This is a genomic window from Polaribacter marinivivus, assembly GCF_042651285.1.
GTDB lineage: Bacteria > Bacteroidota > Bacteroidia > Flavobacteriales > Flavobacteriaceae > Polaribacter > Polaribacter marinivivus.
In genome coordinates this window covers 161,595-178,011 of record NZ_JBHSCY010000003.1, presented here as the reverse complement: position 1 = coordinate 178,011, position 16,417 = coordinate 161,595, and the positions used below count along the sequence as shown (strand labels likewise).

Sequence of the window (16,417 nt, the reverse complement as noted above, 5' to 3'; positions counted from 1 at the left end):
GAAACCAATTTTCGCAAAAAGCTAATCTGAATAAGTTAGGTAGCAGGTTTGTATTCCTTTTTATCGATTACCATTTTTGCGATAATCTCTTTTAATATTTCAGAAGTTCCACCACCTATTGGTCCCAATCTACTATCTCTTAATAAACGAGCCATAGGATATTCTTCCATATATCCATAACCACCTAATAATTGTAACGCATCATAAATTACTTCGTCTGCCATTTTAGTAGAAAGTAACTTAGACATACTAGCTTCTTTTACAACATATTGCCCATCATTAAGTCTTTTTGTAATTGAGTAATTATACTCTCTACACATATCAACTCTACTAGCCATTTCTGCTACTTTATGTCTTAGTACTTGAAATTTATCTAAAGACTTGCCAAAAGCAATTCTTTCTTCCATGTATTTGATTGCGTAATCTACAGCATATTCTGCTCTTGCATGAGCATTTACACCCATCAACAAACGCTCTAGTGCGAAATGTTGCATAATATAAGGAAAACCTTTTCCTTCTTCACCTAGTAAGTTTTCAGCAGGAATTTCAACATTGTCAAAAGCAATTTCTCCTGTATCAGATGCTCTCCAACCCAATTTATCGAGTTTTGTTGCAGAAATTCCTTTAGTATCTCTATCAACAACAAAAATGCTAATTCCTTTATACTTATCTGATGGATCTGTTTTGGCTGCAACTATTAAATAATCTGAATAAACTCCGTTTGTAATAAAAGTTTTAGATCCATTTAAAATATATTTATCACCTTGTTTAATAGCTGTTGAACGCATACCAGCAACATCACTTCCCCCAAAAGGTTCTGTAATACACAAACAACCTATCATATCTCCTTCTACACTTGGTACAAGGTATTTTTGTTTTTGCTCGTGGTTACCTTCTTTATTTAAATGTGTCATTGCTAAATACTCATGAGCCCACATTGCTGCAGCAAAACCTCCTGAGTTTATTTTTTGCATTTCCTCAAGAAAAATAATAGTATAAAAAAGGTCTAAATCCATACCCCCATATTCTTCTGGAGTTGATAGACCAAAATAGCCCATTTCACCAAATTTCTTCCAAATAAAACGTTCAATAGAACCTGTCTTTTCCCATTTTTCTATATGAGGAACTACTTCTTTTTGTAAAAAATCTTTAAAACTTGCACGAAAAACTTCATGCTCTTCAGTAAAATACATACTGTTCATTTGTAGTAAATTTGAGTTTTTTATTCAGCTAACAAATATAAGACTATTCTATCATATTTATCTAAAGGAAAACCTTTGATATGTTTTAATTCTGTTAAACTTTGTAGTTCTGCAACTTCGTCTCTATAATCAAAAATCTTTTTACAAAGCTCGTAATCTATGTATGGATTTTTTAGTAACTCTTTAAAGTTTACTGTGTTAATATTGTATTTTTTAATAATAGGTTTTTCTATTATTGTAAATGTCGTTAATAAATTATCTGCTATATTTTTATCTAAACCCCAAACTTCATAAAGTTGATTTTCAAAATAAAAACCTTGTAATTTAGAACGATACTTAATAATTCTTTCAGCAATTGCATTATTTACTCCTTTAATTATTAAAAAATCTTCTTGAGTTGCTTTATTAATATCTTTTGTTGAAATTTTATAATTATCATTCTGATGATTTTTACTAATTGGTGTTGAAATATTTTTTGAATTATTTTTCTGTTGATTTCGTTTGACAACCCAATCTGGGAACTTAAAATATGGAGCTATTTTATGTAAAAGTGAATCTGATACTTTTGTTACTTTTTGAAACTCTTCTTTAGAATTAATAAACTTTCCTGTTTTTCTAAAACTTAAAAGCCTATCTATTTCTTGCAAAGACATACCTAATCTTTCTCCTTTGAAATCTGTAATATAATTAGGATTAAATGGATATATTTTTGGTTTCCTATTTTCAATTTCAACTTGTTTTAAACTATCTATTTGTTGCTGAAATGCTAATAATTCAGGTGAATTTACATCTATAGATTCCTTTGAAGAAAATGGCTTACTGAATATGATGATTTGAAGTATTATGATAATAATACACAATAAAAAAATCCCATTCCTTTGGTTTTTGTTATACCAGAAATGGGATTTAAATATTTTCATACTCTATTAATTACATGTGCTCAGTGATATCTAAAGCACCATCTTCAATAGCTTCTTTTTTCTTTGTGATTGCACTAATATAACGTTTCATCTCTTCTCTTACTCTTGGGAATAATAATAAAAGACCAATCATATTAGGGAATACTAATGCTAAAATCATAGCATCTGAAAACTTAATTACAGCATCTAAAGTTGCAGCTGCACCAACAACTACAAATAATAAAAATAAAATCTTGTATACTAAATCTGCAGTTTTTCCTTTACCAAATAAATATTTCCAAGATTGTAATCCGTAATAAGACCAAGAAATCATTGTAGAAAAAGCAAATAATACAATTGCAATAGTAAGTACATATGAGAATCCAGGAATTACAGAATCAAAAGCCATAGATGTTAAATCTACACCTCCTAATTGTTCTCCTGTTGCAGTAATCAATACATTACTACCTTCTACAGCACCATAATTAAATACACTTTGCAAGTTAGATCCATCAATGTTAAAGAAAATAATAACTAACGCTGTCATAGTACAAATTACAACTGTATCTATAAAAGGCTCTAATAAAGCTACAACACCTTCTGATGCTGGATATTTAGTTCTTACTGCTGAGTGTGCAATAGCTGCAGAACCAGCACCTGCTTCATTTGAAAAAGCAGCTCTTTGGAAACCTACAATTAAAACACCCATAAGACCACCTAAACCAGCCATTGGAGAAAATGCTCCTTCAAAAATTAATCCAAAAGCATCATCTATATAAGAGAAGTTTGCAAATATGATGATTAATGAAGCTACAATATAAATACCTGCCATAAAAGGCACTATCTTTTCTGTAATCTTAGCGATTCTTTTTATACCTCCAATAATTACAATACCAACTAGTATTGCTAATATAATTCCTATAATAAATCCTGTAGAACCACCTTGTAAACCTAATAAAGAAGAAAGTTGCACTGTTGCTTGGTTAGATTGAAAAGCGTTACCACCTCCAAAAGAAGCACCAACACATAATACAGCAAACAAACCAGCTAGAACTTTACCTAAAACAGTCATGTTTCTTTCTTTCAAACCTTTTGAAAGATAATACATTGGTCCACCATAAATGGTTCCATCTTCTCCTACATCTCTATATTTTACACCTAAAGTACATTCTACAAATTTTGTAGACATACCTATTAATCCACAAACAATCATCCAGAAAGTTGCTCCAGGACCACCAAGTGCAATTGCAACTGCAACCCCAGCAATATTTCCTAGACCAACAGTACCTGATACTGCAGTGGCTAATGCTTGAAAGTGAGAAACTTCTCCTGCTGCACTTTCATCTCTAATTGTATCTAAAATATCTTCTTCAGCTAAAGCTTCGTCATTATTGTAAAGTTTATCTACACCATGTTTTTCAATATCTACATACTTACCTCTTACAGTATTAATAGCTAATGGAAATTTGGTAATACTTGGCACTTTAAAAAATAATGTGAAAAATGTTGCTCCTAGCACCAAAAGTATTACTACAAAAGGTACATTGTATTCTCCAATAGGAACCGTAGTTAAAACTAAGCCTTCCCACCAAGTTGCAAATGGCATAAATGCATCATTTATCTTTTCATCTAAACCTTTTTCTTGTGCAAATGTTAAAAATGGAATTGCTAAAAACAGCAATGAAAGAAGTTTTTTCTTCATAATATATCTTTGTTAGTTTTCTAATTAGTAAGGCGCAATATCTTAAAAAATTGAAGTTTTAACAACTTTTAGGCGTTAAAAGTCAATTTTACTTTAAGCTTTCTTTAAATATTTGTAAATCTTCTTTAAATGATTTTGGATAAAACCTCAACTCATTATTGGTTTTTGATAAATCAAAACCTGTTTTTGGTGGTCTTGGAGCTGTTTGATTTAAGGTTGAAGTTGATATTGGTTTTATCAAATTTTTATTCAAATCAAAAGTTTCTGCAATTTGTTGAGCTATTTCATAAACACTTAATAATGTATTTGATGAAATATGATAAATCCCTAAAGCTTTTTTGTCTATTGCTATTTTACAAGCCATAGCTAAGTCTTCTACATAAGTTGGCATTCTATATTGATCATTAACAATAGTAATTTCTTTATTTTTCTCTAACATTTCTTTAACCCAAAGCACAATATTACTTCTACTCATATCAAATACTTTTCCATACACCAAAATTGTTCTTAATATGGTAAAGTTAATTTTTGAATCTTTTAAAACTTGCTCTGATTTTAATTTAGATAATCCATAATAACTTAAAGGATTAGGTTTGTCTGTTTCTTTGTAATATCCTTTTTTACCATCAAAAATAAAATCTGTTGACAGATGGATAATGTGAGTCTTTGATTTTGATGCAAAACTTGTCATCCATTTTACAACATCTACATTTAGAATATCACATGCTTGTTTGTTAGTTTCGCAGTCATCAACTTGAGTCATGGCTGCAGTATTAATAATATAGTCTGGTTGAATCTGCTCAAGTTTTTTATCTAGTTCTTCTTTTTCAGTAATATCTATAGAAATATAATTAAAGTCTTCTCTTCCACTTCTGTTTTTTCCTCGTGAAAATCCATAAACTTGATAGCTGTCTTTATCTTTTAATAATAAGTTTAGTAGAGATTGACCTAACAATCCATTACTACCAGTAATAACAACTTTAATCATTTTAAAACAATTCTCTGAGTCTAGTAATTTGTTCAGGTCTTCCTAAAACTATTAAATGTGCTCCACTAATTAAAACTGAGTTTGCTTCAGGATTTATAATATAATCTCTATCAGGATGTCTATAACCAATAACTGTACAGCCTGTTTTTTTTCGTAAATCTAAATCTAAAATGGTTTTACCTAAATAATTTTCTGGCAATTCATCGATATCTATTTCTTCTAGGTTTGCAGTTGTATCACCTTCTATAGTAAGTCTATCAACAAACTCTATAACATCTGGAGTTGTTACTAAAGAAGCCATATGATCACCACCTAATTTATCTGGCATAATTACATTATCTGCACCTGCAATTTTTAACTTACTGTAAGAAGATTCATTAGAGGCTCTACTAATTATTTTAAAATTTCTATTGAGTTGTCTTGCTGTTAAAACAACAAATAAGTTATCTGCATCTTTAGGTAAGGCTGTAATTAAGTTTGATGCTTCTAAAATACCAGCACTCATTAAAGTTTCATCTAAAGTAGCATCCCCATTTATACATAAATATTCTTCAGACTCTAATTTTTGAACTACTTCTTTATTTCTCTCTACTATTACAAACTGCTTATTGTAATTTTTTAATTTTACAATAGCCTGTCTCCCATTTCTACCATAACCACAAACTATGGTATGACCTTTTAGTTTTGCTATTTTTTTTTCCACTCTTTTATGTTTAAAATAATCAAATAACCTACCACTAACTAAGTATTCAGAAAATGTAGATACAGCATACCCAAATAAAACAATACTCGTTAAAATTAAAAAAATTGTAAAAATTTTCTCTTCTGGTGTAAAAGGTTTTACTTCACCAAATCCAACAGTTGTAACAGTAATTACAGTCATGTAAATGGCGTCTACAAAAGAATATCCAGAAATTACCATATACCCTAAAGTACCAGTAGTAAGGGTAGATATTACTAGAATAACAATTTTATTAATCTTAGAGTCTAAAAAATTCATAACTATAAATCAAAAACTGAACTTCTTTTGGTATACACTAAATCTTTTAACTTCATTAAAAAGGCAAAAGTTAAGTAAAAACCAAAAGACAAACCTACTGTAAAAAAAGTAACATAAATAAAATAAATACGTACACTTTTAGCACGCATACCTAATCTATCTGCTAATCTTTGAAAAAAACCAAAACCATGTCTTTCAAAAAAATGTCTAGTAGTATGTATAAATTTCTTATTTATCATTCTTATTGCAATATAACACAATCTCTTTATTTGTTATTCACTTTTCAATTAAAAATGCTTAGGATTGATTAACTTTGCATTTTTGCAAAAATCACCTTTTTTGGACACTCAAGAATACATAGAAGTTTACGGAGCCAGAGCTCATAATTTAAAAAATATTGACGTTAAAATTCCTCGTGAAAAACTTGTTGTTATTACAGGTTTAAGCGGAAGTGGAAAGTCTTCTTTGGCTTTTGATACGATTTATGCTGAAGGACAAAGACGTTATATAGAAACATTTTCTGCGTATGCACGTCAATTTTTAGGAGGATTAGAAAGACCAGATGTTGATAAAATTGATGGACTTTCTCCTGTAATTTCTATAGAACAAAAAACCACTAATAAAAGTCCAAGATCTACTGTAGGTACAATTACAGAAATTTATGACTTTTTAAGACTTCTTTTTGCAAGAGCTGCAGATGCTTATTCTTACAATACAGGTGAGCAAATGGTAAGCTATTCTGATGAGCAAATTAAAGAGTTAATTTTAACTGATTTTGCAGATAAAAGAGTTGCTATTTTAGCACCATTAATCAAATCTAGAAAAGGACATTATAGAGAATTGTTTGAGCAAATTTCTAAACAAGGTTTTGTAAGAGTTCGAGTTGATGGAGAAATTAGAGAGATCGAAAAAGGTATGCGTTTAGATCGTTATAAAACACATGATATTGAGGTTGTTATTGACAGGTTAGTCATCAATAAAAAATCTGAAAAGCGATTAGAAGAAACTATTAAAACAGCCTTATATTCTGGTAATAACATCATGATGATAATTGATGTTGAAGACAACAATCCTCGTTATTTTAGTCGTGAATTAATGTGTCCTACAACAGGAATAGCATACCCAAATCCAGAACCAAACACTTTTTCTTTTAACTCACCAAAAGGAGCTTGCCAAACTTGTAATGGTTTAGGTATTACTCAAGAAATCAACTTAAATAAAGTAATTCCTGATGATACTATTTCAATAAAAAACGGAGGAATCATCCCTTTAGGAGAACAAAAAAATAGTTGGATTTTTAAACAAATTCAAAACATTGCAGAACGTTATAAATTTAAATTAACAGATGCCATAAAAGACATTCCAAAAGAGGCTTTAGAAATGATTTTGAATGGTGGAAATGAGTCTTTTGAAATTACTTCTAAAACTGTAGGAGTTACTAGAAATTATAAAATTGATTTTGAAGGTATTGTTGCTTTTATTACCAATCAATATAAAAATGCAGAAAGCACTTCTATAAAAAGATGGGCTAAAGGTTTTATGGATGAAATTTCTTGTAAAACTTGTGAAGGAAAACGTCTAAAAAAAGAAGCTCTTCATTTTAAAATTACTGATAAAAACATTAGTGATTTAGCTCAAATGGATATTACTGAATTAGCTTCTTTGTTTTCTACAATCGAAGAAAAACTTTCTGAAAAACAAATTACAATTGCATCAGAAATATTAAAAGAAATAAGAACTAGAATTCAGTTTTTATTAGATGTTGGTTTAGATTATTTAACTTTAGATAGAACTTCAAAATCACTTTCTGGTGGGGAAGCACAAAGAATTAGACTTGCTACACAAATTGGATCTCAATTGGTTGGTGTTTTATATATATTAGACGAACCTAGTATTGGTCTACATCAAAGAGATAATCAAAAATTAATAGATTCTTTAATCAAATTAAGAGATGTTGGTAATTCTGTTTTAGTGGTAGAACATGATGAAGACATGATTAAAAATGCTGATTATGTTTTAGATATTGGCCCAGGTGCAGGAAGACATGGAGGAGAAATTGTAAGCAAAGGATCTTTTGATGAAATTAAAAAAGACAAAACACTAACAGCTGATTACATTACAAAAAGAAAAGAAATTGCTGTTCCAAAAAAACGTCGTGAAGGAAATGGAAAAACAATAAAACTAAAAGGAGCTACAGGCAACAATTTAAAAAATGTTTCTGTTGAATTTCCTTTAGGAAAAATGATTTGTGTAACAGGTGTTTCTGGAAGTGGAAAATCAACTTTAATCAATGAAACCCTCTACCCTATTTTAAATGCACACATATACAGAGGCGTAAAAAAACCTATGCCTTACAAAAAAATAGAAGGTTTAGAACATGTAGATAAAGTAATTGATATAGACCAATCTCCTATAGGAAGAACACCAAGATCTAACCCAGCAACCTACACCAAAACATTTGATGAAATCAGAAGCTTATTTGCAAAAACCCCAGAAGCTTCTATTCGTGGTTATAAACCTGGGCGTTTTTCTTTTAATGTTAAAGGTGGGCGTTGTGAAACTTGTCAAGGTGGAGGAGTAAGAGTTATTGAAATGAATTTTTTACCTGATGTTCATGTAGAATGTGAAACTTGTCAAGGTAAGCGATTTAATAGAGAAACTTTAGAGATTCGTTACAAAGGAAAATCGATATCAGATATTTTAGAAATGACTATAGAAGAGGCTACAAACTTCTTTGAGAATATTCCTAAAATCTATAGAAAATTAAAAACGATTAAAGATGTTGGTTTGGGTTATATTACACTAGGTCAACAATCTACAACGCTTTCAGGTGGTGAAGCTCAACGTATAAAATTAGCCTCAGAATTATCTAAAAGAGATACAGGAAATACCTTCTATATTCTTGATGAACCTACAACTGGTTTACATTTTGAAGACATTAGAGTTTTAATGGAAGTATTAAACAAGCTTACCAATAAAGGAAATACTGTTTTAATTATTGAGCATAATTTAGATGTGATTAAATTAGCAGATTATATTATTGATGTAGGTATGGAAGGAGGAAAAAAAGGTGGTCAAATCATTACTAAAGGAACTCCAGAAGAAGTAGCTAAACATAAAAAAAGCTACACAGCTAAATTTCTAAAAAAAGAACTAAATTAGCATCCTTTTTGCTTTAAAAATAAGATAGATATGACAAATGATGATAGAAAAATAAGAGAAAAACTTCAACAGAAAACTTGGAACGAAATAAAAACAAACGATTCTTGGGCCATTTTTAAAATTATGGCTGAGTTTGTTGAAGGTTATGAACGTTTAAGTAAAATAGGCCCTTGTGTTTCTATTTTTGGAAGTGCACGTACTAAACCAGATCACGAATATTATAAACTAGCAGAAGAAGTTGCTTTTAAATTAACACAAGCAGGTTTTGGTGTAATTACAGGTGGTGGACCAGGAATTATGGAAGCTGGTAATAAAGGTGCTAATAGAGGAAAAGGAATTTCTGTTGGCTTAAACATAGAATTACCTTTCGAACAACATGATAATCCTTGGATAGATCAAGGTAAAAGCTTAGACTTCGATTATTTTTTTGTTAGAAAAGTAATGTTTGTAAAATATTCTCAAGGTTTTGTAGTAATGCCTGGTGGTTTTGGAACTTTAGATGAACTTTTTGAAGCAATTACGTTAATACAAACAAAAAAAATTGGACGTTTTCCAATTGTTTTAGTAGGTACAAAGTTTTGGGGCGGAATTATAGATTGGATTAAAAACACACTTTTAGAAGAAGGCAATATTAGTCCACAAGATTTAGATTTATTTAGGTTAGTAGATACTGCAGATGAAGCAGTAGAGCATTTTAATAAATTTTACGCTAAATATAAACTGAAACCAAACTTTTAAGAATGTTTCAAAAAAGAAATGTTCTATTTATTCTGCTATTTGTTGTTTCTCTTTTACAAGGGCAAACTAGAATTAAAACAATGTTTTATAACACATTAAACTATAATTCTAATGCAGAAAGTGTAGCTAGAACACCACATTTAAAAACAATATTAGACGAAGTTAAACCAGATTTATTTATGGTTTGCGAGCTCAAAAATGAAACTGCTTCTAATTATCTTTTTAATAATGCCATTGTAACCTCTAACCCAAGTTTTAAAAAAGCAGATTTTAATACGAGTAGATCTCCTGCAACAGATTTATTACAAATGGTTTATTATAATGCTGATAAACTTACTTTAGAATTTAATGAAGTAATTCCCACAGGTGTTAGAGATATTAACCATTATACACTAAAATTAAAGACAGCATCTGAAACTAGAATAGAAGTTTTTGTTACGCACTTAAAAGCCTCTAGAGGAATAGATAACAGACAAAAAAGAGAAGAATCTATAGAAATTTTTACAAGGCAATTAGATCGATTACCACAAGATGCTTATGTAATTTTTGCTGGTGATTTTAATTTTTACACTAGTAATGAAGAAGGTTTTTTAAAATTAATAGACGAAAATAATCCTATACAAATTATAGACCCAATAAATCGATTGTGCCCAAGTTTTCCTGATGATGGAAAAGATTATTATGATGTAGATTATGATAATACTTATTTTTGGAATAATAGCTCTTTTTCAGATGTGCACTCACAATCTACAAGAAGTTCTCAATTAAATGGAGATGGTGCTGGAGGGGGAATGGATGATCGTTTTGACTTTATTATGCTTTCTAAAAACCTTACAGAAAGTACAGAAATGAAATTTGTAAACAACAGCTACAAAACCATTGGTAACAATGGAAACTGCTATAATTCTTTTGTTAGTAATACTAGTTGTACAGGAGAATTTTCCCAGAATTTAAGAAATGCATTGTTTAATTTTAGCGACCATTTACCAATTGTATTAGAGTTAGAAAATCAACAAAATATTTTATCTAATTATACATATGTAAAAAAATTAAATTTTAGCATTAAGCATCAAGAATTAAAGTTAAAAATTGATAAGAATATAAAAGAAATAAAAATTTATAATACATTAGGCAAAGTTGTTTTTACATCTAAAAATATAAACTCAAATGAAACCGTTATTCATTTAAATATTCTAAACAATGGATTGTATTTTTTAAAAGTAGACGATTATAAAGTAGCGAAATTCTTAAAAATTTAATTTGAAAAAACATCTTTACATACTCCTTATATGTTGTTTTTCTTGTCAATTATTTTCTCAGAAAAATAAGATTGATATTAAAGCAATTTTACAGCCTAGTAAAGACGTTTTAAAGCTTCAGCAAAAAATTATATTTTTTAATAATTCAGATAGTATCTTAAATACAATTTACCTACATAATTGGCCAAACAGTTTTAAGAATAGAAAAACGCCTTTATCCAAAAGATTTGTAAAAGATTTTAAAAAGGAATTATACTTTGCAGAAGAATCTGAAAAAGGGGAATCTAATATTAAAAACTTAACAGTAAATAATGAGTCAGTTTCTTTTAATGAAGTAAAAGACCAAATAGATATATTAAAATTAAGTCTTAACAACTCTTTAAAACCTAATGATAGTTTAAAAATTGAGGTTACTTATGATATTAAAATTCCAGATGCAAAATTTACCAATTACGGAAAAACAACTGATGGTTATTCTTTAAGATATTGGTATTTAACCCCTGCAGTTTATGATAATGGTTGGCAATTAATGAGCAACCTAAATTTAGACGATTTATTAGAATCTTATACAAATTTTGTTATTGATATTGATGTGCCTAATAAGTTTGTTTTAGAGAGTAATTTAACTCAATTAGAAATTAATCAAGAAGACAAAACAAAATACATACTTACTAGTAAACATAATAAAGATGTAATACTATCTATCAGCAAAAAAAAGGAATTTAAAATATATAATGTAGATGGCATAAACATAAAAACCAATGTAGTAAGTGAAAATTTATCAGACTCTTTAGTTAAATCTTATTTTTCAAGAGAATTAAATTTTTTGCAAAAGTTTTTGGGTAAATTCCCTCAAAAAGAATTATTTCTTGATCAAGTAACAAGAAGTAAAAATCCAGTAATTGGTTTATCTAAGCTACCTAAAATCGTTCGTCCTTTTCAAGAAAATATGATTTGGGATATAGAGACCTTTAAAACAATTTCATTAAAATATTTATTAAATACAACTAATATAAATTTAAGAACAGATTATTGGTTTATAGATGGTTTACAAAATTATTTATTAATAGAATATATTAATACTTACTACCCTAATGAGAAACTGTTGGGCAAGTTTTCAAAATATTGGCCAATTAGAAGTTTTAATTTAGCAAAACTAAATATAAACGATAAATACCCTTTAGTTTATCAATATACTTCTAGAAGATTTTTAGACCAAGCACTAACCACTTCTGCAGATTCACTTTCTAATTTTAATAGAAAAATTGTAAACAAATACAAAGCTGGTTTAGGTTTTAGATATTTAAAAGGATATTTAGGAGAAAGTACTTTAAATGATGCCATTAAAGAATTTTATAAAAAAGAAAAAAACAAATTAACATCAAGTAAAAAATTTGAAGAAATATTAACCAGTACTACTTCTCAAGATGTTTCATGGTTTTTTAATGATTTTTTAAAAACTAGTAAAAAAATAGATTACACTATTAGTAATGTTGAAAAAGAAAAAGATAGCTTAAAAGTCACCATAAAAAATAACAGAAATATTACAACTCCAGTTTCTTTATATGGTGTAAAAAACAAACAAATAAAATTTAAAAAATGGGTTACTGGAATAGATAGCACAAAGACTATTAAAATTTTTAAAGGAGATTTTAATAAACTAGCTTTAAATTATGAGAATCTTTACCCAGAACATAACACTCTAGATAATTGGAAATCATTAGAGAAGAAAATATTTAATAAGCCTTTAAAGTTTTCTCTAATTAAAGATGTACAAGACCCTTACTATAATCAGTTATTCTATATGCCTAATGTCAGTTATAATTTTTATAACGGATTAATTTTAGGTGTTACAGTGCATAACAAACCATTAATTAAAAGAAATTTAGAATTTTCTTTGGCTCCTTCTTATGGTACAAAAAGTGGAACTTTAGCAGGGCGATTTTCAGTATTATATAATCAGTTTTACGAAAAAACAAGAATTTACAGAATTGGTTATGGTTTAGCAGGAGTTAATTTAGACTATGCTCCAGGTCTTTCTTACAGCTCTTTAACTCCCTATATAAATGTAGTCTTTAAAAGAAAGTCTTTAAGAGATACAGGTTTAGAGGCAATAAGAGCAAGATTAATTCATATTAATAAAGAAGTTGCTCCCAATCAAATACAAACAGACGAAGACAAATACAGCGTTTTTAGTTTACAATATGTAAACAATAAGTTAGATATGATTAACGAATTTGGCTATAGTTTTGGTACAGAGTTTTCAAAAGATTTCTCTAAAGGATTTGTAGATGTTAGATTTAGAGCATTAACAAGTAAAAACCGTCAATTAGATTTTAGGATTTATGCAGGTGCTTTTTTTAACAATAATACTACTAGTGATTACTTTAGTTTTGGTCTAGATAGAGCTAATGATTACCTTTTTCAACTAAACTATTTTGGTAGATCTGAAGATTCAGGTATTTTTAGTCAACAATTTATTATTGCAGAAGGTGGTTTTAAATCGGTATTACCTACAAGATTTGCAAATCAATGGATGCTTTCTTTTAATTCTAGTATTGGTTTATGGAGATGGGTTGAATTTTATAATGACGTTGCATTCTTAAAAAACAGAAATCAAAGTCTGTATTTTGCTTATAATAATGGTATACGTTTTAACTTTGTACATAGAATTTTAGAAGTATATTTTCCTTTATACTCAAATAATGGTTGGGAAATAGGACAACCAAATTATAACGAAAAAATTAGATTCACACTTACAGGTGATTTAAGGGCAATTTTTAATTTTGTGAGAAGAGGATTTCTATAAATTAAAACATTTGTGCTTTTTTTGTATAATTATCAACAAAAACACAATTTAACCACTTTTTTTTAACATATTCTTAACCAAATCAAATATTTTTAAATATCAATTAAAAAAACTATATTTGCAAACAAGCAAAATACTATAAATATGACTTTAAAAACTGCTACATCTTCATCACAAGAAATATCTTTTAATGAATTTAAAAAAGAAGTTTTAAACGATTATAAAATTGCAAAAATAAGCAGAGAATGTAGTCTTTTAGGAAGACGTGAAGTGCTTACTGGAAAAGCAAAGTTTGGTATTTTTGGTGATGGTAAAGAAGTGCCACAATTAGCTATGGCAAAGGCTTTCAAAAAAGGAGATTTTAGATCTGGTTACTACAGAGATCAAACTTTTATGATGGCAATTGGAGAATTATCTGCGCAACAATTTTTTGCTGGTTTGTATGCACATACAGATATAAAAGAAGATCCAATGTCTGCAGGTAGACAAATGGGTGGTCATTTTGCGACTCACAGTTTACATGAAGATGGTAGTTGGAAAAACTTAACAGAACAATACAATTCAAGTTCAGACATCTCTCCTACAGCTGGTCAAATGCCTCGTTTATTAGGTTTAGCGCAAGCTTCAAAAATTTACAGAAACGAAAAAAGCGTACAAAACAAAACCAATTTCTCTATAAATGGTAATGAAGTGGCTTGGGGTACAATAGGTAATGCAAGTACAAGTGAAGGTTTGTTTTTTGAAACCATAAATGCTGCTGGTGTTTTACAAGTACCAATGGTAATGAGTGTTTGGGATGATGAATATGGAATTTCTGTTCATGCTAAACACCAAACCACAAAAGAAAGTATCTCAGAAATTTTAAAAGGATTTCAAAGAGATGAAAAAAATAAAGGTTACGAAATTTTTGTAGTAAATGGTTGGGATTATGTTCAATTAATGAGCACCTATCAAGAAGCTGCAAAAATTGCAAGAGAAGAACATGTACCTGTTTTAATTCATGTTAAAGAATTAACACAACCACAAGGTCATTCTACTTCTGGTTCTCATGAAAGATATAAAACAAAAGATCGTCTTCAGTGGGAAAGAGATCACGATTGTATAGCTAAAATGCGTGAGTGGATTTTGGAATTCGAATTAGAAACAGAATCTGGTGATACTTTACGTTTTATTGATAGCGAAGAAGAATTAATTATTCTTGAAAAAGAAGCTAAAAAAGAAGTAACCAATGCAAAAAGAAATGCTTGGAATGCTTACTTAAACGAAATAAAAGCAGAAGGCACATTAGTTTCTCAGATTTTAGAAAGAGTTGCTAAAAAAAGTGCTAACGGAGCTTTTATTACAAAATATAAAAATGATTTAGTATCTAACTCAGAACCTACTAGAAAAGATGTTTTATCTGCTGCTAGAAAATGTTTATGGCATTTAAAAGATGAGTCTTTTCCTGAGAAAATTGAGCTTCAAAACTTTATTAAATCATCTTTAAAAAATGCTTACAGTAAATACTCTACTCATTTATTAAATGAATCTGAATCTAATGTGTTAGCAGTTGCAGAACAACTACCTACTTATGCTCAAGAAAAAAATTTAGTAGATGCAAGAGTTGTGATGAGAGATAATTTTGATGCCATATTAGAAAAGCATAATGATGTTGTTATTTTCGGAGAAGATGCTGGTTTTATTGGAGATGTTAATCAAGGTCTAGAAGGTCTGCAAGAAAAATTTGGAGAGATAAGAATTTCTGACACTGGTATTAGAGAAGCTACCATTATTGGACAAGGAATAGGCTTAGCAATGAGAGGTTTAAGACCTATTGCAGAAGTACAATATTTAGATTATTTATTGTATGCTTTACAAATAATGAGCGATGATTTAGCTACTTTACGTTACAGAAGTTTTGGTAAGCAAAAAGCTCCATTAATTATAAGAACTAGAGGTCATAGATTAGAAGGAATTTGGCATGCAGGTTCACCTATGGGTGGCATTATAAATAATGTAAGAGGTATGCATGTTTTAGTGCCAAGAAATATGACTAAAGCTGCTGGTTTTTATAATACTTTATTAGAAGGTGATGATCCTGCACTAGTTGTAGAATGTTTAAATGGATATCGTTTAAAAGAAAATTTACCAACTAATTTAGGAGAGTTTAAAACCAAAATTGGTGTTGTAGAAACTATTAAAGAAGGTAAAGACATGACTGTTGTTTCTTACGGGTCTACTTTACGTTTAGTAGAAGAAGCTGCAAAAGACTTACTACAAGTTGGTATTGATATAGAAATTATAGATGCACAATCTTTATTACCTTTTGATTTACATCATGATTGTGTAAAGAGTTTAGCTAAAACGAATAAATTGTTAGTTGTTGATGAAGATGTACCTGGAGGTGCTTCTGCTTATTTTTTACAAGAAATTTTAGAAAATCAAAATGGATATGAATATTTAGATAGTAAACCATCTACATTAACCTCAAAGCCACATAGACCTGCTTATGGTACAGATGGAGATTATTTTTCTAAACCATCTACAGAAGATATTTTCGAGAAAATTTATGCAATGATGCATGAATATAATCCGCAAAAATTTAAAAGTTTATACTAGAATAAAAAAATCCCAATCAAATTTGATTGGGATTTTTTTCTATATGTTTTAGAAAAAAAG

At 29.0% G+C, this 16,417-nt stretch carries 11 protein-coding genes; 5 read left to right on the top strand and 6 right to left on the bottom strand.

Annotated elements, in window-relative coordinates; all coding sequences use genetic code 11:
* Positions 1-35: 35 nt before the first annotated feature.
* The 6 genes from ACFOWD_RS13155 to ACFOWD_RS13130 all read right to left on the bottom strand — a co-directional run bounded on the left by ACFOWD_RS13155 (position 36) and on the right by ACFOWD_RS13130 (position 6,030).
* On the bottom strand, positions 36-1,202 hold the full coding sequence (locus ACFOWD_RS13155; RefSeq protein ID WP_298993994.1) for an acyl-CoA dehydrogenase family protein: 1,167 nt from the start codon (positions 1,200-1,202) through the stop codon (positions 36-38).
* Positions 1,203-1,222: 20 nt separating this feature from the next.
* The gene (locus tag ACFOWD_RS13150; protein ID WP_377411342.1) at positions 1,223-2,122 is read right to left on the bottom strand and encodes a helix-hairpin-helix domain-containing protein; all 900 of its coding nucleotides are present in this window, start codon (positions 2,120-2,122) and stop codon (positions 1,223-1,225) included.
* Between the two features lie 10 nt (positions 2,123-2,132).
* The gene (locus ACFOWD_RS13145; RefSeq protein WP_377411339.1) at positions 2,133-3,803 is read right to left on the bottom strand and encodes an alanine/glycine:cation symporter family protein; all 1,671 of its coding nucleotides are present in this window, start codon (positions 3,801-3,803) and stop codon (positions 2,133-2,135) included.
* An 88-nt stretch (positions 3,804-3,891) separates the two neighbouring features.
* Entirely contained in the window at positions 3,892-4,791 is a 900-nt protein-coding gene (locus ACFOWD_RS13140; RefSeq protein WP_377411336.1) for an SDR family oxidoreductase, read from the bottom strand.
* Between the two features lies 1 nt (position 4,792).
* Positions 4,793-5,791, bottom strand: coding sequence for a potassium channel family protein (locus ACFOWD_RS13135; RefSeq protein ID WP_298994002.1), 999 nt, complete (start codon positions 5,789-5,791; stop codon positions 4,793-4,795).
* Positions 5,792-5,793: 2 nt separating this feature from the next.
* Positions 5,794-6,030, bottom strand: a complete 237-nt coding sequence (locus ACFOWD_RS13130) for a PspC domain-containing protein (RefSeq protein WP_298994004.1) — start codon at positions 6,028-6,030, stop codon at positions 5,794-5,796.
* A gap of 100 nt (positions 6,031-6,130) precedes the next feature.
* Here ACFOWD_RS13130 and uvrA point away from each other — a divergent pair, with 100 nt between their 5' ends.
* The 5 genes from uvrA to ACFOWD_RS13105 all read left to right on the top strand — a co-directional run bounded on the left by uvrA (position 6,131) and on the right by ACFOWD_RS13105 (position 16,357).
* On the top strand, positions 6,131-8,953 hold the full coding sequence (gene uvrA, locus ACFOWD_RS13125) for an excinuclease ABC subunit UvrA (RefSeq protein ID WP_377411332.1): 2,823 nt from the start codon (positions 6,131-6,133) through the stop codon (positions 8,951-8,953).
* A 30-nt stretch (positions 8,954-8,983) separates the two neighbouring features.
* Positions 8,984-9,691 (top strand): LOG family protein, encoded by a 708-nt coding sequence (locus ACFOWD_RS13120; protein WP_377411329.1) that lies wholly within the window; start codon positions 8,984-8,986, stop codon positions 9,689-9,691.
* 2 nt (positions 9,692-9,693) lie between these two features.
* Positions 9,694-10,950, top strand: coding sequence for a T9SS type A sorting domain-containing protein (locus ACFOWD_RS13115; protein ID WP_377411326.1), 1,257 nt, complete (start codon positions 9,694-9,696; stop codon positions 10,948-10,950).
* Position 10,951: 1 nt separating this feature from the next.
* Positions 10,952-13,759 (top strand): aminopeptidase, encoded by a 2,808-nt coding sequence (locus ACFOWD_RS13110; RefSeq protein ID WP_377411323.1) that lies wholly within the window; start codon positions 10,952-10,954, stop codon positions 13,757-13,759.
* A 144-nt stretch (positions 13,760-13,903) separates the two neighbouring features.
* Positions 13,904-16,357: an alpha-ketoacid dehydrogenase subunit alpha/beta gene (locus ACFOWD_RS13105; RefSeq protein ID WP_377411320.1), complete on the top strand. Its 2,454-nt coding sequence runs from the start codon at positions 13,904-13,906 to the stop codon at positions 16,355-16,357.
* Positions 16,358-16,417 lie beyond the last annotated feature (60 nt).